Genomic DNA, 25,284 nt, shown 5'->3' with positions numbered 1-25,284 from the left:
GAGATCCGCCATGTCGGACGCAAGCCCGAACCGCATTCCGGTCGCCGTCATCGGCGGCGGCCAGGCCGGCCTGTCGATCAGCCACTATCTCCGGGAAGCCGGCATCGCGCATCTCGTCTTCGAGAAGAAGACCGCGATGCATGTCTGGCGGGAGCAGCGGTGGGACACCTTCTGCCTGGTCACGCCGAACTGGCAATGCGACCTGCCCGGCCATCCCTATGACGGCCCCGATCCCGACGGCTTCATGAAGCGCGACGAGATCGTCGCCTATCTCGACCGCTTCCGGGCGAAGGTCGACGCCCCGCTGCGCGAGGGGGTGTCAGTGCTGCGCGTCGGGCGCCGGGCGGACGGCGCCTTCGACGTCGCCACCTCCGACGGCGACTATGTCGCCGACCAGGTCGTCGTCGCCTCGGGCGGCTACACCGTGCCGATCATCCCCCGCATGGCCGAACGCCTGCCGGCGCACGTCCGGCAGCTCCATTCCGAGCAGTACCGGAACCCGCAGGCCCTGCCCGACGGCGCCGTCCTGGTCGTCGGCTCCGGCCAGTCCGGCGCCCAGATCGCCGAGGATCTCCACCTGGCCGGGCGCAAGGTTCATCTCGCCGTCGGCGGGGCGCCGCGCTGCGCCCGCTTCTACCGCGGCAAGGACGTCGTCACCTGGCTGGCCGAGATGAACTACTACGAGATGTCGGTCGACCAGCATCCGCTGCGCGAGGGCGTGCGGGACAACACCAACCACTACGTCACCGGGCGGGATGGCGGGCGCGACATCGACCTGCGCAAATTCGCGCTCGAGGGCATGCAGCTCTATGGCCTGCTCGACGGCCTCGACGGCGGTAGCGTCACCTTCCGCCCGACGCTGACAGCCGCCCTCGACGAGGCCGACCGCGTCTACAACGGCATCAACGCCGCGATCGACCGGCACATCGCCGAGGCCGGCATCGCTGCCCCGCCGGCCTCCGTCTACACGCCGGTCTGGCAGCCCGCGGCGGAGCCGACCGCGCTCGATCTCGACGCCGCCGGCGTCACCGCCATCATCTGGTGCATCGGCTTCCGGCCCGATTTTGCCTGGCTCGACGTCCCCGCCTTCAATGGCGCCGGCCATCCCAAGCATCGCCGCGGCGTCGCCGCCGAGACGGGGGTCTATTTCCTCGGGCTGCCCTGGCTGCACAGCTGGGGCTCCGGGCGCTTCTCCGGCGTGTCGCGCGACGCGCGCTACCTCGCCGACCGCATCGTGGAGAGGCTGAAGGCCCCGGAGGAGGTCCGGTCCGACGGCATCCGTCAGTTTGTCGCGGCGGGCTGATCTAGATGATGAATTGGCCTTTCACTGTCAGCGATCTCGGTGACTCCTGCCGGCTCGGCGTGCACGCGCCGGCCGAGCCGGCGGCCCCACCGTCCCGGTCGGACCGGATTCTCCTTGGCATGCCGCATCTCAGCGGCAACGGCCTGTCGGAGATTTGGCTGCTCAAGGAACTTGGGCACAGGCATTGGCTGCTCCTGGCCGAGAGCGCCGGCAGGCCCGCGCCGGATTTCCGGGACGAGGCGGGCCAGCCGGTCTATGCCGCCTTCTGCGCGCTTTCGATCGAGGACGCCAACTTCGCCGCCGCCCGCGCGAACGACAGGCTCAGGATCACATCGTCGCTCGCGCGCCTGTCGCGCACCCAGATGTCGAGCCGGCACCATCTGGCGATCGAGGACCGGCCGATCGGCGTCGTCACCATGATCTCGACCTTCGTGCGCCGCGCGCCCGATGGCGGCAACCATACCGTGGCGCGCGTCGCGATCGAGGGGCTGCCGCCGGTCGGCGAAGGCACGTCCGCCAGCAAACTGGCCGGTCTTGCGGCGGGATTCCGGGCGGGCCGCGTCGAACGCCATATGGGGTTCGACCTGCACCGCGAGAGTGAGCTTGGAACGTGGACATTCAATCCCTGCCCCAGCCTCGATTTCAACGGTGCTGGGTTTCTCTACTTCGCCAGCTTCGTCGTCATGGTCGATCGTGCCGAATGGCGGTTCGAGCCTGTCCTTGCGCGGGCCGTGGCGACGGTCCGGCGCGATGTCTTCTTCTACGGCAATGTGGACCGCTGCGAGACCGTTACGGCTTGCCTGCTGGCGCGCCGCGAGCCGACCGGCGCCCTCATTCATCATTGCCGGTTGCGGCGCGGTTCCGATGGAGCGGTGATCGGCGACGTGTTCACCACGAGAACAGTTGCCGATCGGGTAACAACAGAGACTGTAGGGGGCGTCTGACTGGGCGGCCGGAATGCGCCGATTCTGTTGAAAAAGTCGGAGCGCCATTTCCGCGCGCAACAAAGAGACTAAAAGTAGGCGGCCGGAGCACAAAAAGATGCTAGATGGCGGACGAATCTGCAGCAAACTTGCTCGATTTTACACTCCAAATAATCGTTCGGGACTTTTTCAACGATATCCGCCATTTCCGGACAGAGATCCGATGCCCCGATAGCGGACATTGCCCGAACTCAAAGGATCCGGACATTTGCGGGCTATCGGGGCGAGCTCGAGCGCTCCACAACCAGACATCGTCCGAGGTTCCCCTGAGCGGACGTGATCGCAGGCGGCCCGTTGCGGACACAAGACTGGGATTCGGAGCCATCCGTTCGGCTTCGCTTTACAGCCTGTAGACGCTCGCGGCCGTGTCGCACATCAGCTGGCGTTTCTCCGAAGGGCTGCAGCCGTCGATCACCTCGAGATAGGCATCATAGAGTTGCCGGAAGGTGCAGGCCAATTTGCAGATCGGCATATGGCTCGCGAACATGCAGCGGCGCGGGCCGAAGGCATCGATGGCCTCCAGGATCCACGGGCGGATTTGGGCGACCGTCCAGCGAATGCCGAAGATGCACTCCATCCCGAAGATCTTAAGCGCAACATTGGGCCGGTCGGCGACAGCGGCGACGCCGCGCTTCCAGGCCGATCGGCCGTCGTTCGTGAGGTCGACAGGCCAGCCCATGACCGGCAGGACGAACTGGATGTCGGGGCAGACGGCGGCCACGGCGGCGAGATCGGGCAGCTGAGGACCGAAGACCTCGATTTCGCAGACGAGTTCGCGGCCGCGGAGCGACGCCACCCCGCGCCGCCACGCGGCATCGGAGAGGAGATCCGGTCCCGGCGCGTAGCGAAGCAGCGGATCTGTCGGATGCCAGCCCAGATGCTGGCGAACGCACCGGATGGGCCCCGCCAAAGCGTAGGCATCCAGCCTGCGCTCCAGATCGGGGCTTCGGAAGTCGGCGAGCCCGATCATGCCGTCCGGCCGGCCGGTCGCCCGCGCTAGCTCCCCGGCCCATCGCACCTCGCCCACCGGATCCTCCGAGATAAACTCGGCCCAGATCGTCTTGACGACGTTCAACCCCGCCGTGTCCTGCGCATAGTCCTCGGGACGGTACACCCTCGGCAATGCACCGTAGTCGCCGACAAGGGCCTCGAAGCCGGCACTGCGCTGCGCGAAGACCGGGTAGTGCAGGCGCCTCGCATCGTAGAAATGCTGATGGCAATCGAGAATTGGGAGGGCTGCATCGTCCATGGACCAAACCCCCAATCGGCGAAAGACCGGCTGAGCAGCCGCAGGCGCCGACAATCGTACCATGCGGCGTCGCGGATGGGTCGATCCTCGGACATCCCGATCACCAGGTGTGCCGCACAGCCCGAAACGTTCGCGAGGCTTGCGGCGCCGGCGGCGAGATCAGGACGCGGCTACTGTTCCCCCTCACATCCGCTGCCCCTCCCGGCCAGCCTGGCTGGCTGGGGTGCGCCATATGCGGTCAAAGAGGCGGCATCCCGATAGCGGACATTGACAGAGCCCGCGGGACTCCGGCACTTCCGGCCAGCCGGGCTGGAGCACGGCGCTCGTGAGCAGCCGTTGCGTTTGGCGCCGGAGAGCGCCCGTAACGGGCTATATCGTGGCTCGTGAAGCAGCAGGACCCGCCGGGCCGAATCCTCGCTCAGCCGGTTGGCGAGCACCGCGCCGGCGGACCCGCCGCCGACGATGACGACGTCGCAAGACGTCTCGGTCATGGTTTCGTATGCCTTGTCGTATCTCCAATGTCCTGATGGGAAGGCCGCGCCCGGGCGGCCTCACGCTGGTGCTGGAACGCGTCGGCAAGGAAGCGGGCGGCCCGGTCGAGCGCGGCGCGGCTGCTGTCGAGATGCGCGACATCGAGCTGGAAGACGTGATGCATGCCCTGCCAGATCTGGAGGGTCACGGGTACGCCCGCCTGCGCCGCGCGATCAGCGTATTGCCGGGAGTCGTCGAGCAGGCGTTCGTCGGTTCCGACCTGGATGAGCAGCGGCGGCAGGCCCCGCAGGTCGCCGAACAGCGGCGAAGCGAGCGGGTCCGTGGCCTCCACGGCACCGAGATAGTTGCGGGCGCAGCCTTGCAGATAATCTTGGGTGATCAGCGGATCCTCCACGGCCGGGTCGGTCATCGACGCCCCGGTGAAGGCCAGGTCGGTCCAGGGGGAGAAGACAACCCCGGCCACCGGTGTCGCGCCTTCGGCGTGCCGGGCCAGTTCCGCCAGCGTCACCAGCGCCAGCCCGCCGCCCGCGGAGTCCCCGACGACGGCGATCCGCCCGAACCCCCGCCCTGCCAGCCACCGCAATGCGACCAGGGCCGACGCCGGAGCGGCCGGCAGCGTCGCCTCCGGCGCCAGCGGATAGTCGATGATCAGCGCGGGGATGCCGGAGCGGCTCACGATCTGGCTGACGAAGCCGCGATAGGCCTCGGCGGAGCCCAGCCCATAGCCGCCGCCATGCAGGAACAGGATCGCCTGCCCCGGCTCGGCCTGCGCGGGGCGGACCCACCAGCCCCGGATGCCGCCAGCCCGGGCGGGCTCGAGCGACACACCGCCGGCGACAGGGCTTGCGGCGATGAAGGCGTCGTAGACCGTTCTCGGCCCGCCGCTCGCGCTGCTCCAGAAGCGGGCGAACCGGTCGCGCAGGGCGCGCTCCCGCTCGCGCTCTGCGATCGAGATCTCCATCACGATCGTGTCGAGCTTCGGCATGGTCGGCTCCACAAGGCAAGGCTCTGCCGTCCGCGCGGTGCGTCAGCGCGCGCGGCGCAAGGGATGTTGATGGGAAAGGGAGGGCTAGGCCGGGATGCGGCCGAAACTGCCCTCGGCGTAACGAACCAGCGTCCGCCGGACATCCGCCGCCGTGGACATCACCAGCGGTCCATGCCTGACGAAGGCCTCGCGGATCGGCTTCGCCGCGATCAGGACGAAATGGGCGGGCGCCCCGGAGTCCAGGACGATGTCGATCCCAGGCCCGGCCGCGACGGTCGTCGCGCTACCCTCCTCCAGCAGGCGCGCCTCTTCCCCGCAGCGAACGGCCAGCCGGCCCGAGACAGCGTATATCCAGGCCTGATGCCCGTCCGCCAAGCCATGGGAGAAGCGGCCGGCCCCACCCAGGACGCCGTCGAGCATCGTCGTTTCCTCCGGCGTACCGCTGGCTCCGGCGACCCCGCCGCTGCGCCCCAGCAGGACCCGCACGCGGTGCCCCTGCCCTTCGACGACCGGCACGTCCTCCGCCCGTACGAGAAGCGAGCGCGCCGGCTCCGCCTTCAGCCGTGCCGGAAGGTTGACGAAGATCTGCAGGGCATGCGTCCGCGCCCCGGCCTCGGGCCGCTCCTCATGGGCGGCACCGCTGGCCGCGGCCAGCCAGTACAGATCGCCCGCCTTCAGCGCGATGTTATGGCCGAGCGTGTCCCGGTTCAGGAACTCGCCGATCGAGTCCTCGAACATCACTGTCACGGCGGAGATGCCGGCGTGGAGGTGGGGTTCGAAGGTCGGCGCCTTCATGGTGAAGTCATCCACCATCAGCAGCGGATCCATCTCTCCGCCGAACATCTCCTCCGAGAAGTGATGCGCGGTAAATCCCGCCCCGATGGCGTGAGGAATCCCCGCGACTACGCGCCCAAGCCTTTCGGCGAGGACCGGAATTTCGAGATCTCTGTCGATCGCCTGCATCGCCGGCTGCTCCAGCACGATGGTTGTGACGGAGGCCAAACTAGAAGCCGGGCGTATCGACCGGGAAGCCGCCCAGTTTCAAACGCATCGTCCACCAGGACGAACGATCTACATCAGGACGGCCTTCGGGAACTCTGCCGCCAGATGGTCGAGAAAGGCACGCACCGAGGGCAGCAGCCCCTGCCTGTAGGGAATCAGGGCCGTGATGATGGAATCGCCGGCCAGCCAGTCGGGCAGCACTCGCTGCAGCGCGCCCGACCGCACCGCCGCCCGGCACACATATCCCGGCAGCGCGACCACGCCGAGGCCCTTGATCGCCGCCCGCTGCAGGCCGACCATGTCGTCGCCCAGCAGCCGAGGAGCCAGCGGCATCACGATCTCGTTCTTCGCCTGCCGCGCGTGGCGAAGCCGCCAGACCGGGGCGACGCCCGTCCTCATCATGAACAGCGCAGGATGGTTTTGCAGTTCCTGGGGTGTCTTCGGCGCGCCGTGGGCGGCGAGGTAGTCCGCTCCCGCGAAGAGGAACCAGGGGGCCGGGGCGAGCGTCCGCTGCACAAGGTTGGAGTCCGGCAGCGGATCCGAATGCGCCCGGATGGCAATATCATAATTCTCTCCGATGATATCGACCGTCCGGTCCGCCGCATGCGCGACGACATTCACCCTCGGATACTGGGCCAGGAAGTCGGCAATGATGTCCGACATCGCGAACTGCATGGTGGCGACGCCGGCGGTGCACCGCACCGTCCCGGTCGGCTCCGTCAGTCGCTGACGGACCACCGTTTCGGCCTGCTCGGCCTCCCGCAGCATCGCGACCGCGTGTCGGTAGAAATCTTCGCCCGCATCGGTCATTCCGAAGCGCCGTGACGTCCGGTTCAGCAGCCGGACGCCGAGGCCGCCCTCGAGCTGCTGGATGCGCTGGCTGAGCGTCGATTTAGGCACCCGCAGCGTCCGCCCGGCCGCCGTGAACCCGCCCCGGTCGACGATCTGCACAAAGTAGAAGAAGTCGTTCAGATCCAGCATGCTCAGCCCTATCGTTCATTCACACGGACGCTGGGTTCCGATTTTGCCGGCTTCTGGGCCGCTGGGCCAGGAACTAGCTTCCGGTCGTCACGACGGCTGGCCCGGGCGCTTCCACCTCGGAGCGCCAAGCCCCGCCTCATCACACCTTCACAACCGAAGCCTCGCAGAGGATGCCATGTCCGTTCGCAGCTATGAGCCGCTCACCGCCGACAACGCCGCGCTGATCCTCGTTGATCACCAGATCGGCCTGATGACCGGCGTCCGTGATTATTCGACCGGCGAGCTGAAGCACAACGTCGTCGCCCTGGCCAAGGCGGCGAAGGCGCTCAGCCTTCCGATCGTCGTCACCACGACGGCGCGTGACAGCATGTGGGGACCGACCTTCCCCGAGCTCGTCGACGCACTGCCCGGCGTCGAGATCATCGACCGCTCCACCGTCAACGCCTATGACGACGCCCGCGTCGCCCGGGCGATCGAGACCACCGGCCGCAGGAAGCTGATCTTCGCCGGCATCTCGCTGGAGGTCTGCGCCGCTTTCCCGGCTATGACCGCCGTCGCGCGGGGGCTGGACGCGTATGTGGCCGTCGACGCGTCCGGCACCTTCAGCGAGACCAAGCGGCAAGCGGGCCTGCTGCGCATGCTGCAGGCCGGGGTCGTCCTGTCCGACTACGCGACCCTGATGGTCGAGATCCTCAAGGATAACGGGCGGCCGGAGGCGGCCGCGGTCTACGGCGCGCTCGACATGCCCTGGGCCACGCTCGTGGGCCAGATCGCCGCCGCTTTCGGCAAGTAGCCGCTGGCATGCCGACCGGGGACCGGCTTCGCCGGCATGGGCCGATCGCCGGTCCCGATCGAGGTCGCTGCCGAAGCGGGGCAGGCGGATCCGGCGCTCGTCGCGACACGATCGGTTTGATCCGATCGGTCATTTCAATGAGCCCAGGGGGCATCCCGTCCCATCAAGGATCGGATTAAATCTGCATCGGCCGACCGCAGAGCGCCATCCGACATCCACTCGCACCAGCCCCCTCGTTCCTTGGAGTACGCAAGCTTGTTCAGGAAACGTCACCTTCTGGCGGCGACTCTGCTCGCTACCATCTCCAGCGTACCGGTCGCGCTCGCCGCGCAGCCCGACGCGACCGCCCGCTACCCGATCACGCGAGGCAGCGCCGTGCTGCAGAGCCATGGCGAGACCATCGACAAGATGATCGCCGACTTCGTCGCCAAGAACCGCCTGCCCGGCATCACGATGGCGATCGTGCAGGCGCCGTATATTCCGCGCTCAGCCGGCTATGGTCGCATCAACCTGGATAATGACGAGCTCGCCTCCACCAAAACGATGTGGAATGTCGGACCCATCACCCAGGCCTTCACCGCGGTCGCCGTGTTCCAGCTGCAGGAGCAGCACAAGCTCGACATCCATGACCCCATCTCGAACTACGTTGCCGACCTGCCGGCCGAGTGGGGCAAGGTGACCATCCTGCAGCTGCTGCAGCATTCGTCGGGGATTCCGGACTTCCGGGACAACGGCTTCGACGCCGCCAAGCCGTACCAGCCGGCCGATCTGCTGAACCTCGTCCGGGACAGGAAGCTGCTGTTCGAGACCGGGACGGACGCCCGGCTGAGCGCGACCAACTTCATCCTGCTGGGCCTGGCCGTCGAGAAGGCCAGCGGCATGTCCTATCACGACTATGTGACCAGGTATCAGATCGAGCCGCTGGGCCTGACCAGCACCATGTTCGCCGGCGACCTGCCGACCAAGAGCTTCCTCGACCGCCCGGCGCCGCAGCCCGGCGTCAACCAGCACGTCAAGTTCACGTCGCAGGTCGAGTACATCGACCCGGTCGAGCCGGCGACGGGCTACCGGGAGGCCGACGGCCGGATGCCCCCGGTCGGAACCGACGCCTCCGCCAGCCTCTACGCCTTCGGCGGCATCTGGTCCTCCGCCGAGGACATCAGCAAGTGGGACATCGCCCTGGCAGGCAGCGTCCTGGTCAAGGACAAGGCCAATCGCGACCTGATCTACAAGCCGGCCACCCTGGCCAACGGCAAGGTCGTGCCGGCGATGGCGGGGTGGGAGTTCACCCATCATCCCGGCTTCATGGAGATCAAGGGCAACTCGCCGGGCTTCAGCTCCTATATGAGCCGTTTCACGGCCGCCAAGGAACTGGTCTGCGTGACGCTGCTGACCAACAAGGAAGGCGTCGACATGACCGGCCTGGCCCGGGAGATCGCGGAGGCCTACAAGGCCGGCCTCGGCCCAGATGTCGACCCGCAGATGGTGGTCGCCCAGGAGAGCAAGTTCGGTGCCGACGAGACGGTCGCACGGATCAAGGCGCAGCTTGCCGCCGACAAAGTTCCAGTCTTCGCCACCTTCGACCACGGCGCCAACGCCAAGGACGCCGATCTGGAGCTGCGCCCGACCCAAGTGATCGTGTTCGGCAATCCGAAGGTCGGCACCAGGATCATGCAGGACAACCAGGGCGCCGGTCTCGACCTGCCGCTGCGCGTGCTCGTGTGGCAGGACCAGTTGAACCGCGTCTGGATCGGCTATCCCAGCTTCGACAGACTCGCCGCGGACTACGGCCTGACGGATGAGAAGACCCTCCAAGCCGTCGCCGGCTATGTCGAGAAGCTCGTCCGCGTGTCGGCCAACGTCTACGCCCACTGACGTTCCCCTTTGATGTCCGGGCGATGCCGGTCGCCGCCAGGCCGGCGCCGGCGTCGCCGCGGACCTCACGCACAGCATCGAATGCCAGATGCGGCGGCATGGATGCCGCCGGCCTCCGGTGCCGGACTTCCCTCCCGAGGACAGATCTCATGAACAGCATCGTTTCGCCGACAGGCCGCCGAACCGCCCTCCGCCTGATGGGCCAGGCCACTGCCTTCGTTGCCGTGGCGGGCGCCACCCGGCCGATCGCGGCCGGGGCTCAGCAGCTTCCGGCCCCCACCCTGACGATGGGCGAGCTCAGCGAGCTCGCCGTCAGGCTGACCGCGGTACCGCGCCGGCGTGGTTTCCAGACGGTGCCCTTCATGCTGACGTCACCCGACAGCTGGGACCAGGAGGCCGCCGGCGATGTCCTCACCTACCGATACCGGTCGCGCCAGATGTGGGAGGTGACCGAGCTGTCGACACCATGGCTCAACCTGATCCGTGAAGCGATGAACGGTCAGGTCTTCGCCCATGGCAATCCGGAGTTCCTCCCCGTTGCCGCGGTCCATGGCACCGCCCATCTGGCGCTGTTCGACCAGCCGACCTGGGACAGGTACAAGCTGGCCGGCCTGACCGACGGCAAGCCTGCCGCGAACAGCTTCATCCTCGAAAAGCCCGGCGTCTCAGCCGAGGATGACCTGCAGGACCTGGAAGGCTTCTACGGGCCGGCCAACAACAACATCCTCTCGCTGCAGCGCCGCGGCGCGGTGTTCATCGCGTGCCACGATTCCATCCATGCCGTCGCTCGCAGGCTCCACGGCATTCCGGACTTCGCGGCCACGCCCGCCGACGTCATCGCGGCCGACCTGACCAACGGCCTGATCCCCGGCGTCATCCTGGTTCCCAGCGTGGTCGCCTTCATGGTCGAGCTGCAGCGCGCGGGCTTCACCTACGCCAAAGCCGCCTGACCATGGCGCAGCGCCAGGCGGTTCGGGGCACGTCCGCGCCGTCGGAAACACCCGACGATCCGCTGAGCTGCCTGGCGCAGCTCCTGCAGGTCCGCCCCTTCCTCGACGAACTCTGCGACTTCGGCGGCCACTGGGCGTCACCACATCCGGCCGACCGTCATGGCTGGGCTTATTTCCACATGCTGACGTGCGGGGAATGCGAGCTCGAGGTGGTCGGCCAGACGCCCCTGCGGCTCGAGGCCGGCGACGTGGTGCTGCTGCCGCATGGCGATCCGCATGTGCTGCGTGCCCTTCCGGGCGCGACCGGCGCCCAGGCCGGCGTGGTCGCCAAGGCCTATCGCAACTCCATCCGTCGCAAGATCACCCTGGATGCTGAGCCCGACACCCAGGTGATCTGCGGCCGGCTCCAATTCGAATCCGCGACCGAAAGCCTGGTGATCGCCGCCCTGCCCCAGTTGATCCTGCTGCGCGGCCCGGAATGGCCCGACGCGCTGGAGACAAGACCCCTGCTGGAGCGCATTCGAGACGAGCTGGACGCAGACCGACCCGGAGCGGCCGCGATCACGACCAATCTCGCCAGCGCCCTGCTCGTGATGATGCTGCGCGCCTATCTGGCGGCCAGCAGCGCATCCGGCGGCCTGCTGCGCCTGCTCGGGAGCCGCCCCACGGCACGGGCCGTTCTGGCGATGCTGCGCGAGCCAGCCCGACCTTGGACGCTGACGGACCTGGCCGCGCGGGCCGCGACCTCCCGCGCCACCTTGGTCCGGGCGTTCCGCGCCGCGGTGAACTGCCCGCCGCTCGCCTTCCTCACCGATCTGCGGCTCAGCCTGGCCCGGCGCCAACTACTGCGCGGCTCCTCTTTGGGGCAGGTCGCCACCGAGGTCGGCTACCAGTCCGAAAGCGCGCTGAGCCGGGCGATGCACCGGCGGCACGGCGTCCGCCCGGGTGAGATCCGCCGCGCCGGCGAGGCGGCCTCGGCCGAGCGGCGGATCCGGGACGATGCGCGATTATCTTGAGTTGGTGATCGCCCGGAATTCGGGCTCGGGGATGAAGCCGTCCCGGTTGGGCATCCTGATCTTCGGCAGGCTGGATTTGTCCAGCGTCACATCGGCGGGCACGATCCGATTGAGGTTCAGGAGATACGCGACCACCGCATAGGTATCGTCATCGCTCAGGGATCCCGGAGCCGGATACGGCATCGCGCGGCGCACATAGTCGAACAGCGACGTGGCGTAGGGCCAGTAGCTGCCCACGGTCTTCACCGGCTGGCTGGTCGCCAGTGTGCCCTGCCCGCCGACCAGCCGGTCCTTGTAGCCGCCCTGGCCCGCGTCGCCATGGCAGGCCGCGCAGTTCTCGTCATAGACCGTCTTGCCGCGGGCCACCGTGCCGCTGCCGTCGGGCAGCCCGGCCCCGTCCGGCCGCACGTCGATGTCCCAGGCGTTGATCTCGTCCGGCGCCGCCGGGCGGCCGAACTCATAGGCATTCGCGGCCGAGCCGAGCACGCAGACCGCCAGGCACGCCAGCACCGTCTTGCTAATCGAGAACATTGCGCACCTTCCCCGCCGCATCGATGCTCCAGGTCTGCTGGGCGCTGTAGTGGAACAGGGCATTCTCGCCCATGGCCGCGATGAACGACTTGCGGCCGGGCTGGACGTTGCCCTTCTCGTCGGCGGAGCGGCTGACGATCTTGGTGGGCTTTCCATCCCACACCCAGTCCAAGTCGAAGCGGGTCTGGGCCTTCGACAGCACTGGCTCGTTCAGCCGGGCCCGGTTCCAGGTCTTCGCGCCGTCGGCGCTGACCTCCACCCAGTCGATCTTGCCGTAGCCGCTCCAGGCCAGCCCGGTGACGCGGTTGTAGCCGGGGCTGATCTGCATCATTCCGGACGGCGAGGTGATGACCGAGTTCACCTCCTGCCGCAGCTGAAACTGGCGCGCCTTGCCGTTCGTCAGAAGCTGGGTGTAGCGGGCCGTCTCCCACCGCGTCATGAACGGCTGGTCCCCGAATTTGAGGCGGCGCAGCCATTTGATGCTGAGATTGCCCTCGAAGCCGGGGATGAACAGCCGCAGCGGGAAGCCATGGGCGGGCCGCAGCGGCTCGCCGTTCTGGCCGTAGGCCAGCATCGCCTCGCCGATCACCTCGTCGGTCAGCGGGATGCTGCGGGCCACGGCCGCCCCGTCGTCCCCCTCCGCCAGCATCCATCTGGACGCGCGATCGACGCCCACGAGGTCGAGCAGGAAGGACAGCGGCACGCCCGTCCATTCATGCGTGCTGACCAAGCCGTGCGTGTTCTGCACGGTGACGTCGTCCGGCGCGGTCTTCCAGTTTTCCCACCCGTTGCCGGTGCATTCGAGGAAGGCCAAGCGGGAGATCGACGGCATGGCCCGGAGGTCGGCCATGGTCAGCACCAGCGGCTTGGCCACCATGCCGTGCACCAGCACGCGGTGCTTGGCCGGATCGATGTTCGGCGTGCCGGCATGGCTGCGCACATAGTGCAGGTCCGAGGGCGTGATCGTGCCGACGAACTGGTCGAGCGGCGCTTTCGAATTGATCGCATCGACCGGATCGACATTGCGGACCCCTGGCCCGGCCTCGGGAATGCGCGCGATGTGGACGTACTCCGAGCGTTCGCTGTAAGCGCCCAGGACGTCGCCCGGCTCCCGTGCCGGCACATCCACAAGCGTGTCGGCCAAGGCCGCCTGTCCGGCTGCGACCGCGCCGGCCGCGCCCGCCGATGCAACAAGGAAGCCTCGACGCGATACCGAATCGGGCGACGGCCCCGCCGCCTCTTGATCGTTCGTCATTGTCTCATCCTGTTTCGGAAAGCCGGTGACGGCGAGGACGGCTCAGCCCGCGGCCGGCGATGCTACGGCGCCGGCGATCACCGCTTCGGCCGAGGCCAGCCTGTCGGCCATCCCCGCGGGCAACTCATGCCGGCCTTCGAGTGTGGCCGAGGGGTTGTAGGTCACGAAGACCGTCCCGCCCTCCCCCTCGCGCACCAGCACCCGCAGGGGAAGCTCCAGGGCGATATCCGGCGCTGCGAGCATGAGCGGGGTGCCGCCCTTCGGATTGCCGTAGAGGAGGACGGTCGTCGCCGGCATGTCGAGCCCGACCGACAGGGCGGCCGCGCGATGATCGATCTCCGAGAAGATGCGGAACCCCTTGCCCTCCAGCGCCGCTTGCAGCCGCCGGAGGGTCTCGGGATGGGAATAGGCGCTCTCAAGTCTCATGGCGTCCTCTGGACACGGAGGGCCTGGGAAAGGGCCGACTGCAGCCACCGGCACGGTTGCTGAGCGTCCACGAGATTGCGCTCTGATACGCCGCCCGTTAATGACCGGGCAGCGCTTTCCGATGACCGACAGGATCAATCTGCCGATCCGACAGACCATCAAAAAGATCCACAGTGATGATCGGGCGAGCGCTCATACCGGACGACGCCCTCCGGTATCGCCGCGGAAGCAGCTGCGGCGCCTCGCTCGGAAGCGGATTGATCCGCCTGGTCATGACGATGCGCCGTCCAGCCATCAACGGGCGCCCCCCGGAAGTGCAGAGTTGGTGGGATTATCCCATTGGGCCTCCCCGACCGACCATGTCCGTTCCGCATCCCGATGCTGTCCCCTCACCCAAAGGATCTCGCATGTCCGTGCCGCATCACCACGTCATGTCACGCCGCGGCTTCTGCACCTGCTGTGTCGTCGCGGCCGGTGCCACCGCCCTGGGCGGCTGGCTCACGCCTGCCCAGGCCTTCGTCGAGGCGCGCGACATCGTGGATCTGGTCCGCGCCGATGCCGCGAAGCGGCGCATCACGGTGCATTCGCTGCGCCGTGGCGTCAGTATCCTCGAAGGCTCGGGCGGCAATATTGCGGTCCTGACCGGCCCGGACGGCAACATGTTCGTCGACGCCGGCATCACCGTGTCGCGCCTACGAATCCTGGAGGCCGTCAAAGGCCTGAGCCGGCAGCCGATCACGCATCTGATCAACACCCATTGGCACTTCGATCACACCGACGGGAATCAGTGGCTGAACCAGGACGGGGCGACCATCATCGCGCATGAGAACACGCACAAGCACCTGCTGGCGGCCCAGCGGGTCGAGGATTGGGACTACAACTTCCCGACAGCGCCGCTGTCGGCCGTGCCGTCGGAGCTGGTAGCCTCGGAGAAGACGTTGAGCCTGAACGGCGCGACGATCGCCCTCCTGCATCCCGGTCCGGCCCACACCGACGGCGATCTGACGGTGACCTTCGGCGAGGCCGATGTGCTGCATTGCGGCGACATCTACTGGAACGGCATTTACCCGTTCATCGACTACTCCACTGGCGGCAGCATTGACGGCACGATCAAGGCGGCGGAGGCCATCTTAGCCGCAGCGACGAGCAAGACGATCATCATCCCGGGCCATGGCAAACCGGTGAGCAACCGGGCCGAGCTCGCCGCCTATCGCGACATGCTGGCCGATATCCGCGGGACTGTCGCGACGCTGAAGCGGCAGGGTCGTCCAGTAGACGACATCGTCGCCGCGAAGCCGACCGCGGCCCATGATGCGCAGTGGGGTCAGTTCCTGATTTCCCCCGCCTTCTTCACCCGTCTGGTCTACCAGGGCGTGTGAGCCGCTCCTCTACGGCCTCTCCTCCCTGCGAAAACCAATGACAGTGAGCCCGTCCGATACGGGGAGCTTGCATCCCGGTCAGGAGGTCGTGCACCACCTGCGAGCAACCGACCTCCTGCCCCAGAGGTGTGTAAAGTCTGGTGCGCTTGCCTAAGGGATGCCACCTGATCCCGGCGGCCCCGAGGCGCCACATCCGGCCATAGCTGAGGCGCCCCTTTCCGGACATCGGTCGGATTGGCGGGTTCCGGCCCCCTCCCCGCCAGTTCACAGCGACTTGGGCGCCCCAAAACCGGCCGTCGCAATCCGGCTCGACGAACCGGCCGTTGCCTCGGTTGCCGTCGAGAGTGTCATTGCCGGCCTCACCGACGAGGACATCGCCGCCGCCGATCCACCAATGTGTCGGCGCCGTCGCCTCCGCCGAAGGCCGTGCGACCGTCATCGCCGGTCAGGTGGTCGCCCAGGCTGGAGCCATAGTGAGAGATTCCCGGTTCGCTCCTGTACTATCCTGGTCGGCGCCGGCGCTGCTGCGAGCCCTCGTCGATTCATCAGACACAGCCGCATCAGGAGAATTCTGATGGCGCCCAACCGAAGGCTGACCTTCGACCTGGATCTGGAGACAGTGCAGCGGATCGTTCAAAGCCTCTATCCAACAAAGGAGGTCCAGGGGTTCGGCCGCCTGGCGGGCGGCAGCACGGAAGTCTACCGCATCGATTTGGCCGGCACGGACACCCGGTCGCTGGTCCTCAAGATCTATCCGGACGAACCCATATGGCAGCCGGCGAAGGAGACGCGGGTGGCGGGTTGGCTCGCGAACTTGACGCCGATTGTTCCGCGTTGGTTGCGGGTGGACGAGTCCCGTGCGATCTTGCCGCTTCGCTTCGCGCTGCTGACTTTGTTGCCCGGCCGGCCGTTGCGCGACCATCTCCGCGACCCCGGCATTGAGAGCGTCTATCGTCAGGCGGGCGAACTCCTTCGCCGCCTGCATGCCATCCCTATGAAGGCCTATGGCTACATCATCGGGGACGGCATCAAAGCTCCACGGATTACCAACGCGGAATACATGGCAGAGGCGTTCGGGGACCTCTTCCGACGGTTCCGCAATCTCGGCGGAGACGCCGATCTCGTACGCCGTCTGGAACAGTTCGTCGAGGCGAGTTCCGATCTGCTCGCAGAAAGCCCGGGCCCGGTGCTGTGCCACGATGATTTCCACCAGGGCAACTTGCTTGCGCTCAGCCCTCTCGGCGGCAACCTTCGACTGAGCGGCCTGATCGACTTCGGCAACGCCCGCGCTGCGGATCGCCTGTTCGACTTGGCTAAGGCCCTGTTCTGCTGCGCGCATGAAGATGCGCTGAGCCGTCAGCCACTGCTCGACGGGTACGGCCCGATCGATCACCCGGAGCCGGAAAGAGCGTTGTGGCTCTACACGCTCTTCCACCGGGCGAGCATGTGGTGCTGGCTCACCAAGCTCGGACATGACGCAACTGCCGATGATGGCCCCGGTGGCCTGCTTCGCGATCTTCACAACATGGCGCGCTAGACCGCTGCTCCCGCCCGCGGCACCGCGTACGCCGCTCCGCGGCACCGCGCATGCAGCGGCTCCATGCCCCGCCCTACTGCACGGCTACGGCGTCGAGTTGCAGGTCGATCGCGGGGGCCTGGTCCTGAACGGCTGGTGGCCGCTGTGCCGCCCATGGTGCCTTTAAGCGCCCGAGCACGACGCAGATCGCCTCGAGCGCCTGACGGCTTGGCGCGGCGTTATCGCGCCATATGCGGTCATCGAATAGTCTCGCCGACAGCGGACATTGACCGAACCTGCGGAATACCGGCGCTTTCGGCCGACCGAGCCGGACCAGAGCACCCCAAATCGGCCGCAGAGCGGTTGGTGGTCTGAGTCCCAAAAGAGCGGCCCGGCCGCAGGCGAGGCTTCAGCTCGTGTGGCCGGGCCGTAGGCGCTGCCCGGGCAGGCGCAGCGCCTTGAGTTCGTGGCCGCCTCAGGGGGACGAGGGTTTAGGCCACTTTGCCGGTTAGCGGGGAGGAAACGCGGCAATGAATGAATCAATAAACGAACCATGACCGCCGCAAAATTATACGATGGTGTCGGTGTTCACGGACTTCCGTTTGGCAACGCGATAGGCGCAGCGGAGCTGCGTCCTTCCATAGAGTTCAAGCCGCAACTCCCGGTCGTGCCTCGTCAGGCTTCGTCGAGAACGAGCAAGGACCACCTGTTGCCGAGGATCGTGGACAGCACCGTCTGGGACCGCCGCAGCGACGCCCACACCAATCGACCGGGTGTGACCTTCGTTTCAAGAAGGCCCGCGTTCGTGGTGCGGCGGCACGACCCCTCGCGCGATCAGAGAAGGGTGAGCTGGTCGCCAGGCTGCGACGGCACCTGGAACAGGTCCGCGCGCAGGGGCGTGAGCTTCTGGTCGAGGCCGAGACGGCGCCGGGCGAGCCGGAAGCGCGCGATCAACATCTCCGCGACCGGACCTTCTCCGACCATGCGCAACCCGAAGCGGGTGTCGTTCTCCTTCCCGCCCCTCGTTTGGCGGATCAGGGACATGACGTGGCTGGCGCGCTCCGGCCGTTCCGCGGCCAGCCACTGTTTGAACAGATCCCTGAGTTCGTGGGAGAGCCGGAGGATCGAATAATGGGCGTATCGCGCTCCGGCCTCGGCCGCTTGGTCCAGGATCGCCTCGATTTCGTGGTCGGTCAGTCCGGGAATAATGGGCGACACGTTGACGATCGTAGGAATTCCGGCGCGGTTAAGCGCGCGGATCGCCTCCAGGCGGCGACCGGGCGTGGAAGCCCGCGGCTCCATGGCGCGGGCGAGCGCGCGATCGAGTGTCGTGATCGAGATCACCACGATGGCGAGCTTTTTCTCCGCCATCGGAGCGAGTAGGTCGATATCCCGCGTGACCAGATGGTTCTTCGTTGTAATTCCGAGCGGGTGCTGGAACTCCGCCAGAACCTTGATGACTTCGCGCGTGATCTGAAGGCGCTTTTCGATCGGCTGGTAGCAGTCAGTGTTTGCGCCGAGCTGCACACGCTCCGCAACATAGCTCGGCTTCGACAGCTCCTCGCGCAGGAGAGCGGCCGCGTCGGGCTTGAAAAAAAGCTTGGTCTCGAAGTCGAGGCCCGGGGAAAGTCCCAGATACGCGTGCGTCGGCCGGGCAAAACAGTAGATGCACCCGTGCTCACACCCTCGAAACGGATTGACGGAGCGATCGAAGCCGATATCGGGACTGTCGTTGCGTGACAGGATGGTCTTCGCTCGGTCGGCCGTCAGCGTCGTTTCTGCGCGACTCTCTTCGACCTCGTGCTCGCCCCAGCCGTCATCGAATTTTTCTGCCTGCACCGGCTCGAAACGGCCTGACGCGTTCGAGCGGGACGACCGGCCCCGCGCGAGTACCCGGTCGTTCCCGGCCGCGCCACCTGCTCGCTTCCTGCTATCCGTCATCGACAGCTCCGGCCAACCCGTGGATCGCCCCGGCGTTCCAGCGAACGCTTGACGATGCGGACGTGCAGCATACTGCTTATTCATGCTCGGCCGTGACTGACGTCACCCGTTTCCTTCGGGCTCGAGGTCTTCAAGGCGCACCTTGGCGAGCCGTTCCTTCACCCGGCCGACGATCAGGTCCAGCACCTTCACCTCGCTGCCGAGCTGAAAGCACCCCAGGACAACGCCGACCAGCACACTCTCGCAGAGCACCATCACGTCCGACATGGTGCCACCGGCCGCGATCGGCTCCTTCACGATTTGCTCGACGATCTGTTTGGCATGGCGGTTATGGAACTCGGCAGCCGCCTCGTCGTCCAGCCTCGATTCTCCACTCATCTCGTTGCCTCAGCTTTTGTCGAAACGCCTCGACCGTCGCCTCCGCGCGGGCGCTCTTCCGTCCGCGCGGAGGTCGAGTGGGTTACAGGAGCCCGTCGGCGGCGTGGTCGAATGCCGTGGTGTCCTGGTAGGCGCGAGCGAGCATCATGCCGCCCTCGAGGGTCGCAATGACCTGGAACGCCCGTGCCTCTGCGTCCGGACCGCCGATGCGCTGGGACAAGTCCGCAATGCACCGACGGAAGAACGACAGGATTTCGCTGGCAACTTCAGGCGACAGTCCACCCGATTCGGCACCGAGAACGCCGAAGAGGCACATCGTGCCATCCTGGTCGAGCGCCGCCTTGAACGCTGAGCGATAGGCGGCAATGACCTCGTCGGCTGTCTCGTCCGGGCTCCGCGCGACCTTTGCAAAAAATCGGTCGGAGTAACGCCGGGCGACGGCGGCAGCCATCGTGGCTTTCGTCGGAAAATGATGATGGACGCTCGCGCTCTTGATGCCGATCTCGGCCGCAAGATCACGAAAGCTGAAGCCGCCATATCCCGCGTGGCGCATATGGCCCTCCGCCAGGTCCATCAGTCTCTCGGCAGTTTCATTCACCCCCAACCTCCTCTTTCTATCGATAGATAGAAATATCTCTACCGATAGATAGACCTTGACGGCCGGAATAGCCAGGGCTATTTGTGACGCATCAACCTATCGATAGATAGATTTAGCTGCGGAGAAAAGACATGCGCTTCCAGAACAAGATTGCGATCGTCACCGGCGGTGGTTCGGGCATGGGCAAGGAGGTCGCCACCCGGTTCGTCGCCGAGGGTGGCTCGGTCGTCATCAACGGTCGCAATGGCCTCAAGGCCGAGGCAGCCGCGCGCGAAATCGACCCCACCGGGACGCGCGTCGCCGTCTACACCGGCGACGTCTCGCTACCGGCAACCGGCGAGGCGCTCGTCAAGACGGCACTCGACCGGTTCGGCCGGCTCGATATGCTGTTCAATAATGCCGGCATCTTCGCTCCGAAGCCGTTTCTCGAGGTGACCGAGCAGGAATACGACCATTTCCTCGACAACATCCTGAAAGGCACGTTCTTCACGGCGCAGGCCGCCGCGAAGGCTATGAAGGCGGCCGGCCGTGGCGGCGCCATCGTGCAGACCGGGTCCATGTGGGCTCTGCAGGCGATCGGCGCCACGCCGTCTTCGGCCTATTCCGCGGCGAAGGCCGGCGTCCATGCACTGGTCAAGAATCTCGCGATCGAGTTGGCGGCCGACAAGATCCGCGTGAATGCAATTGCCCCGGCGGTGATCGAGACGCCGGTCTACGACACCTTCCTGACGCCGGAGCAGGTCAAAGAGGTGCTACCGACCTTCAATACGTTCCATCCGCTGGGCCGCAATGGCCAGGTGGCGGACGTGGCCGAGGCGCTGCTGTTCTTAGCCTCGGATCAGGCGAGCTTCATCACCGGCGTCGTGCTGCCGGTCGACGGCGGCGTCATGGCCGGCCGCCAGTGACGGTCGGCATCATCGTCATCTCATCTCAAACATAACAACATGGGGCCGCACCGACTGAAAAGCGGCGCGGCCCTTCTTCCCCAGGGCGAATCACCATGGCTCGCAACACACTCTTCACCCCGATTCAGATCGGCGCCATCACGCTCAAGCATCGCGTCGTTATGCCCCCGTTGAGCCGCCTGCGCGCTCAGTGGCCGAGCGGCGCTCCGAGCGATCTGAACATCGAATACTATGGCCAGCGTGCCTCGGACGGCGGGCTGATCTTCACCGAAGCCACGGCAATCTCGGCGACCGGCCGCGGCTACCGGGGTGCGCCCGGAATCTATAGCGACGAACAGGTCGCGGGCTGGAAGCGCGTCACGGACGCGGTTCATGCCAAGGGCGGTCGCATGTTCGTCCAGCTCTGGCATGCCGGCCGTACGACGCACATCGCGACGACTGGCGAGGAGCCGGTCACGGCCTCGGTTGATCCGACCTACTGGGTCGACCCAAAAATGCTGGTCGTGACGCCGGACGGCCTTTCGCAGCCGTCGCCGCACCGGGCGCTTGAAACGGCGGAGATCGCCGGCATCATCGAGCAATACCGTGTCGCCGCTGGCAATGCGAAGCGAGCGGGTTTCGACGGCGTCGAACTCATGGCGACCAACGGCCATTTGATCGACCAATTTCTACAGGACAACAGCAACAAGCGGACCGATCGCTACGGTGGTTCCGTCGAGAACCGGACGCGGCTGCTCCTGGAGGTGGCCGAGGCGCTGATCACCGTCATGGGCGCCGATCGGGTGGGTGTGCGCATCGCGCCGAGCGGCACGTTCAACGGGATGGCCGACAGTGACCCACGGAATCTGTTCCACCACGTCGCTGAGCGCCTCAATGAGCTCAACCTCGCCTATCTCCACCTGATCGAGCCCCGGATCAAGGGCGACGATCTGATCGCCGAAGGCATGGGGCCGGTCGCTGCACAGGAGCTGGGACAGATCTTCAAAGGGCCGATCATCGCGGCCGGCGGCTTCGAGCCGGACACGGCGGAGACCGCCGTCGCGAGTGGCGTCGCCAGCCTGATCGCGTTCGGCCGCCACTTCATCGCGAACCCGGACCTGCCGAAGCGCATCGAGCTCGGCCTGCCGCTCAATTGCTATGACCGGAGCAGCTTCTATGGGTTTGAGGCCCGTGGGTACACGGACTACCCGACTTATGAGGAGGTCGAAGCCGGTGAGGCCGAGGTCGCCTGAGCAAACTGGACAAGGTCGTGGCCTGGTCAGCATCCGCGGCTAGGATTCTCCCATGCCTTGAGGCTTCCACGAACGGAACGGATGGGGGGAAATTCCCATGTACTACCAAGCGATTACGCAATGCGCACGGACTGTGGAGAACGTCGAGACCTGGCTCGATAAGGCAGAGGAGCATGCGGCGGCGAAGCACCTCGACGTCGGTGTGCTGATGAGCGGCCGCCTTGCACCCGACATGAAGCCCTTCATCTACCAGGTCCAAAGCGCGTGCGACTATCTCAAGGCAGCCGCAGCCTGGCTCTCCGGGCAGAAGCCGCCCAAGCATGACGATACCGAGCAGACGATCGACGAGGTGCGCGCTCGCATCCGGAAAACCGTCGCCTTTGTGGAGAGCGTGGCGGAGACGCAGTACGCCGATGCGGCCGAGCAACGGGTCAGCCTGTCTTTCGCGCCGGCCGGCAAGGTCCTCGTCGGCCCGAATTACTTGCTGCAACTGACGATCCCGAACGTCTATTTCCACGTCGCCATGGCATATGCCGTGCTCCGGCACTACGGCGTCGACGTCGGCAAGATGGACTTCCTCGGGCCCATTGACTGGGTCGACGCCTGAGGCGTCGCCAACCTTCGCCGCCCCGAGCGTCGGGGTGGGCGAAGCGGAGCCGTGTTGCTGGGACAAGCTCTTGCCCGGGGGCATGGCGATGCTGGGCCCGGCGGCATATCCGCCGAGCCCTTCATTGGGGCCGCGAGCGCGCTCCACTTCGTCGCCCGGGCGCCCTTGAACCTCTCCGGACGGCGCATAGGTTGCAATAGGATCTATCGATAGATAGCTCGCTCAGATGGGCTTACCTACTTAGAAGATGAGATGGACGACAAGCCTGTCACGCGCACGGTTAATGACCTGCAGACGAAAGATCCGATCCACGTCATTGTGGGGCTCGATCGCGGGAAGGAACGGTCTGTGCCGACCAACCGTGAGTTGAAGAGCGGCTTCGAGATGGCCTGGGACCTTTCCCACTGGGCGGGGCGCCCCGACGGCGACCGGCGGAGGTGAGACCACCTGCTCCGCCGCGAAGCCGCTGAATTGTCCGGACGGCTCTGCGTGACGATCTTATCCGGATGCTGCCTGCCGAGAATTCCGCTGGTGAACCTGGTCTTCAAATGGGTCGGCTCGCCGGTTGGCGCGCTCAAGCTGGTGGGTCATGACGACGGCCTGGCCAACATCTTGTGGGAGCACGACAACCCGCGTCGGGTTCGCCTCGGCGCTCTACCGAAAATCCTGACAAGAGCCCGCTTGGCGTGGCCGAGCGGCAGCTGACCGAATATTTCCAAGGGAAGTGCAAAGATATCGATGTCCCGCTCGCCTTCGCCGGCACGCCCTTTCAGGCGAGGGTCTGGCAGGCACTCCTGACCGTCTCCTACGGCGAGACCCACAGCTACGGCGACGTCGCGCGCCAAATCGGCCATCCAGCCGCGATGAGCGCGGTCGGCGCCGCGAATGGCCGCAGCCAGATATCGATCATGGCGCCCTGTCATCGCGTGAGTAGCTCGTCCAAGCGCCGAGCGATCCATCTCGTCGGGAACGCGGCTGGAACTGCTAACCTCCCAGCGGGTCCATCACTCCGCGGGAAGGTCAGTGTCGCCGGCGCTCAAGCGAGCGCCGCCTCGCGTTGACGCAGCAAGTCGCTGGTGGCCTGGTCATAGGCGGTCGTGTCGCCGAGGGCGTTGGCCACGACCAAGGCGCCCGTGATGGTCGACAAGAACTCGGCGGCATTGCTCGCCGAAAGCCCTTCGGCAGTCAACTTGTCGAGGCACATCTTAAAGAAGCCCTTGACCTCCCGCGAGACCTCAGGCGGCAGGTCCTGCGACGCGGCGCCCAAGACCGTGCAGGGGCACATATGCCCTTCGGAAACCGCCGTTCCGCGGAACGCCTTCGTCCACACTCGAACTGGATCGGAATCCTTCTCCAGCTCTTCGTCGATGAATTTCGACGTTTCCTCGGCCCAGCGACGAATGACGGCTGCCGCGAGCGCCTCCTTGGTCGGGAAATGGTAATGGACGCTCGAGCTCTTGACGCCGACATCGGCGGCAAGTTCCCGGAAGCTGAATCCGCCGAAGCCGCCGACCTGCATGCGCCGTTCGGCGGCATTCATGATCGCGGTCTTGATGTCACTCATGGACCCTCTCCTGTAACTACCTCCCGATAGATAGTCCTTGCCTCCAGAAAGCGCAATGGGTATCTCTCTATCCATCGATAGAGGAAAGTCGAGCCGGACGGGCTGCAACGGGCCGGCGCCTGCACGCGAGCGCCGAGCGATCGTGGCAATCGGAGGAGAAGGCGATGTTCTCGGTGATCTTCGAAGTCCATCCCAGGCCGGAGCGATTCGACCTCTATCTAGACCTCGCGAAGGAGCTGAAGCCGATCCTGGAAGGGATCGATGGCTTTATCGATAACGAGCGTTTCGAGAGCACCCGTCGCCCCGGATGGATCCTCTCACACTCGACTTGGCGCGACGAAAAGTCGGTCGTGCGCTGGCGCACTTTGGCCAAGCATCACGATACTCAAGCGCGCGGACGGGACGAGGTATTCCAAGACTATCATCTGCGCGTGGGCGAGATCGTGGCGGACACGGCGCCGCCGCCCGGCGCCTCGCTCGTCGAGCAGCGGTTGGACGAGACGGAGATCGGTCCGGCCAAATTCGTGACGTTGACCGAGGTACAGCCTCAACCCGGCGTGACGGCCGCGGCGCTTCCGGACTGGCTGCGGCTCGATCGGGAAGCGAGGAACCTGATCGATTACGACGTTTTTGCCAGCATCTACAACAAGGGGAAGCTGGTGCTCCTAGCGTCGTGGCGGGATCGGCCCGCTGCCGAGCAGTTCACGCCGGCCGTGGGCGCCGGCGCCGATCAATTGCGTCATCGTATTGTGCGCGTGGTCCGGGACTACGGCATGTTCGACCGGCGCGAGAGCCCCCAATACTACCCGGCAATCGGCGACGGGACCGTCCCGCGGCCGAACCATTCCTAACCTCTGCGCGTCAGGAGAGATGAAGATGCTGGAGCTCAGACCCAGTTGCGAATGCTGCAACAAGGACCTGCCGGCTGAGGCCGCCGATGCCATGATTTGCAGCTTCGAATGCACGTTTTGCCGGGATTGCACGGAGGCGACGCTGGGCGGACGTTGCCCGAACTGCGGCGGAAACCTCGTCGCCCGTCCCATTCGTCCGGTCGAAAAGCTGGAAAAGTATCCGGCGTCCACGGTGCGCGTGGTCAGGCAGGATGGCTGCGCGCCTGCCACAGCGTAGGCCGAGACCATTCCCGCCAGAACGCGGCGGCACGCCGGGGGAGATGGCGGGCGGCCGCCTTCCGCCCGGATCTATGGCCTGTCGGTGCCGCCCATCTGGTGATGTCACAAGACGATCGGCGTGGGCTCGCCCCCATTTGCGCGAACCACCTCGCGGAGCTCGACGTAGGCCATCACCAGCGCGTCGAGCATGGAG

General features: G+C 66.2%; 25 protein-coding genes and 1 pseudogene. 15 read left to right on the top strand and 11 right to left on the bottom strand.

Translation table 11 applies throughout. The features are described 5' to 3' along the window. Positions 1-10 precede the first annotated feature (10 nt). Both E9232_RS19910 and E9232_RS19905 read left to right on the top strand, forming a co-directional pair. Positions 11-1,303, top strand: coding sequence for an MSMEG_0569 family flavin-dependent oxidoreductase (locus tag E9232_RS19910; protein WP_309796726.1), 1,293 nt, complete (start codon positions 11-13; stop codon positions 1,301-1,303). A 5-nt stretch (positions 1,304-1,308) separates the two neighbouring features. Then, complete coding sequence (locus E9232_RS19905) at positions 1,309-2,247, top strand: Pnap_2097 family protein (protein ID WP_309796724.1); 939 nt, start codon at positions 1,309-1,311, stop codon at positions 2,245-2,247. A gap of 379 nt (positions 2,248-2,626) precedes the next feature. Here the strand turns inward: E9232_RS19905 and E9232_RS19900 are convergent, their stop codons facing one another. The 4 genes from E9232_RS19900 to E9232_RS19880 form a co-directional block, all read right to left on the bottom strand. Further along, positions 2,627-3,535 carry an amidohydrolase family protein gene (locus E9232_RS19900; protein WP_309796722.1) on the bottom strand — a complete coding sequence of 303 codons (909 nt, stop codon included), beginning with the start codon at positions 3,533-3,535 and terminating at the stop codon, positions 2,627-2,629. Positions 3,536-4,022: 487 nt separating this feature from the next. Then, positions 4,023-5,012: an alpha/beta hydrolase gene (locus E9232_RS19890; RefSeq protein ID WP_309796718.1), complete on the bottom strand. Its 990-nt coding sequence runs from the start codon at positions 5,010-5,012 to the stop codon at positions 4,023-4,025. 84 nt (positions 5,013-5,096) lie between these two features. Next, complete coding sequence (locus E9232_RS19885) at positions 5,097-5,975, bottom strand: pirin family protein (RefSeq protein ID WP_309796716.1); 879 nt, start codon at positions 5,973-5,975, stop codon at positions 5,097-5,099. 108 nt (positions 5,976-6,083) lie between these two features. Further along, positions 6,084-6,995 (bottom strand): LysR substrate-binding domain-containing protein, encoded by a 912-nt coding sequence (locus E9232_RS19880; RefSeq protein ID WP_309796713.1) that lies wholly within the window; start codon positions 6,993-6,995, stop codon positions 6,084-6,086. 175 nt (positions 6,996-7,170) lie between these two features. Here E9232_RS19880 and E9232_RS19875 point away from each other — a divergent pair, with 175 nt between their 5' ends. The 4 genes from E9232_RS19875 to E9232_RS19860 all read left to right on the top strand — a co-directional run bounded on the left by E9232_RS19875 (position 7,171) and on the right by E9232_RS19860 (position 11,629). Then, positions 7,171-7,788: an isochorismatase family protein gene (locus tag E9232_RS19875; RefSeq protein ID WP_309796711.1), complete on the top strand. Its 618-nt coding sequence runs from the start codon at positions 7,171-7,173 to the stop codon at positions 7,786-7,788. Positions 7,789-8,043: 255 nt separating this feature from the next. Continuing rightward, complete coding sequence (locus tag E9232_RS19870) at positions 8,044-9,663, top strand: serine hydrolase (protein ID WP_309796709.1); 1,620 nt, start codon at positions 8,044-8,046, stop codon at positions 9,661-9,663. Positions 9,664-9,761: 98 nt separating this feature from the next. Beyond that, positions 9,762-10,613 carry a thiosulfate dehydrogenase gene (gene tetH / locus E9232_RS19865; protein WP_309796707.1) on the top strand — a complete coding sequence of 284 codons (852 nt, stop codon included), beginning with the start codon at positions 9,762-9,764 and terminating at the stop codon, positions 10,611-10,613. Between the two features lie 2 nt (positions 10,614-10,615). Beyond that, complete coding sequence (locus tag E9232_RS19860; RefSeq protein ID WP_309796705.1) at positions 10,616-11,629, top strand: AraC family transcriptional regulator; 1,014 nt, start codon at positions 10,616-10,618, stop codon at positions 11,627-11,629. Here the strand turns inward: E9232_RS19860 and E9232_RS19855 are convergent. The 3 genes and pseudogenes from E9232_RS19855 to E9232_RS19845 all read right to left on the bottom strand — a co-directional run. Continuing rightward, a pseudogene (locus tag E9232_RS19855) lies at positions 11,621-12,004 on the bottom strand (c-type cytochrome); the annotation flags it as partial. The gene E9232_RS19860 and the pseudogene E9232_RS19855 overlap by 9 nt on opposite strands. A 142-nt stretch (positions 12,005-12,146) precedes the next feature. Continuing rightward, a complete protein-coding gene (gene soxC, locus E9232_RS19850) occupies positions 12,147-13,415 on the bottom strand; it encodes a sulfite dehydrogenase (protein ID WP_309796702.1) in 1,269 nt (422 codons plus the stop codon). A gap of 42 nt (positions 13,416-13,457) precedes the next feature. Next, entirely contained in the window at positions 13,458-13,841 is a 384-nt protein-coding gene (locus tag E9232_RS19845) for a DUF302 domain-containing protein (RefSeq protein WP_309796701.1), read from the bottom strand. Positions 13,842-14,248: 407 nt separating this feature from the next. Between E9232_RS19845 and E9232_RS19840 the strand changes: the two genes are divergently transcribed. Both E9232_RS19840 and E9232_RS19835 read left to right on the top strand, forming a co-directional pair. Continuing rightward, positions 14,249-15,220, top strand: coding sequence for an MBL fold metallo-hydrolase (locus tag E9232_RS19840; RefSeq protein ID WP_309796699.1), 972 nt, complete (start codon positions 14,249-14,251; stop codon positions 15,218-15,220). A gap of 574 nt (positions 15,221-15,794) precedes the next feature. Continuing rightward, positions 15,795-16,757, top strand: a complete 963-nt coding sequence (locus E9232_RS19835) for a phosphotransferase family protein (RefSeq protein WP_309796697.1) — start codon at positions 15,795-15,797, stop codon at positions 16,755-16,757. Between the two features lie 813 nt (positions 16,758-17,570). Here the strand turns inward: E9232_RS19835 and E9232_RS19830 are convergent. The 3 genes from E9232_RS19830 to E9232_RS19820 form a co-directional block, all read right to left on the bottom strand. After that, positions 17,571-18,677 (bottom strand): PA0069 family radical SAM protein, encoded by a 1,107-nt coding sequence (locus E9232_RS19830; protein WP_309796695.1) that lies wholly within the window; start codon positions 18,675-18,677, stop codon positions 17,571-17,573. 102 nt (positions 18,678-18,779) lie between these two features. Next, complete coding sequence (locus E9232_RS19825) at positions 18,780-19,055, bottom strand: hypothetical protein (RefSeq protein WP_309796694.1); 276 nt, start codon at positions 19,053-19,055, stop codon at positions 18,780-18,782. Positions 19,056-19,137: 82 nt separating this feature from the next. Next, positions 19,138-19,629, bottom strand: a complete 492-nt coding sequence (locus tag E9232_RS19820; protein ID WP_309796692.1) for a TetR/AcrR family transcriptional regulator — start codon at positions 19,627-19,629, stop codon at positions 19,138-19,140. A 155-nt stretch (positions 19,630-19,784) separates the two neighbouring features. On the opposite strand from E9232_RS19820, the gene E9232_RS19815 reads away from it, so the two are divergent. The 5 genes from E9232_RS19815 (at position 19,785) to E9232_RS19795 (ending at position 23,458) form a co-directional block, all read left to right on the top strand. Continuing rightward, entirely contained in the window at positions 19,785-20,558 is a 774-nt protein-coding gene (locus tag E9232_RS19815) for an SDR family NAD(P)-dependent oxidoreductase (protein WP_309796691.1), read from the top strand. 95 nt (positions 20,559-20,653) lie between these two features. Beyond that, entirely contained in the window at positions 20,654-21,790 is a 1,137-nt protein-coding gene (locus E9232_RS19810; protein WP_309796689.1) for an alkene reductase, read from the top strand. 97 nt (positions 21,791-21,887) lie between these two features. After that, positions 21,888-22,397 (top strand): DUF1993 domain-containing protein, encoded by a 510-nt coding sequence (locus E9232_RS19805; RefSeq protein ID WP_309796687.1) that lies wholly within the window; start codon positions 21,888-21,890, stop codon positions 22,395-22,397. A gap of 252 nt (positions 22,398-22,649) precedes the next feature. Further along, positions 22,650-22,838: a hypothetical protein gene (locus E9232_RS19800; RefSeq protein ID WP_309796684.1), complete on the top strand. Its 189-nt coding sequence runs from the start codon at positions 22,650-22,652 to the stop codon at positions 22,836-22,838. A 245-nt stretch (positions 22,839-23,083) separates the two neighbouring features. Then, entirely contained in the window at positions 23,084-23,458 is a 375-nt protein-coding gene (locus E9232_RS19795; protein ID WP_309796683.1) for a methylated-DNA--[protein]-cysteine S-methyltransferase, read from the top strand. Here E9232_RS19795 and E9232_RS19790 read toward each other — a convergent pair. Next, the gene (locus E9232_RS19790; RefSeq protein ID WP_309796680.1) at positions 23,434-23,961 is read right to left on the bottom strand and encodes a TetR/AcrR family transcriptional regulator; all 528 of its coding nucleotides are present in this window, start codon (positions 23,959-23,961) and stop codon (positions 23,434-23,436) included. The two genes, E9232_RS19795 and E9232_RS19790, sit on opposite strands and share 25 nt — an antisense overlap. A gap of 164 nt (positions 23,962-24,125) precedes the next feature. Here E9232_RS19790 and E9232_RS19785 point away from each other — a divergent pair, with 164 nt between their 5' ends. Next, positions 24,126-24,812 carry an antibiotic biosynthesis monooxygenase family protein gene (locus E9232_RS19785; RefSeq protein ID WP_309796678.1) on the top strand — a complete coding sequence of 229 codons (687 nt, stop codon included), beginning with the start codon at positions 24,126-24,128 and terminating at the stop codon, positions 24,810-24,812. Between the two features lie 25 nt (positions 24,813-24,837). Beyond that, positions 24,838-25,089, top strand: coding sequence for a DUF1272 domain-containing protein (locus tag E9232_RS19780; RefSeq protein ID WP_309796676.1), 252 nt, complete (start codon positions 24,838-24,840; stop codon positions 25,087-25,089). Positions 25,090-25,284 lie beyond the last annotated feature (195 nt).

This window comes from Inquilinus ginsengisoli, assembly GCF_031453975.1.
Taxonomy (GTDB): Bacteria; Pseudomonadota; Alphaproteobacteria; order DSM-16000; family Inquilinaceae; genus Inquilinus; species Inquilinus ginsengisoli_A.
Note: the sequence above shows the minus strand (reverse complement) of the source record. Positions and strands in the feature narration are given on the sequence as shown.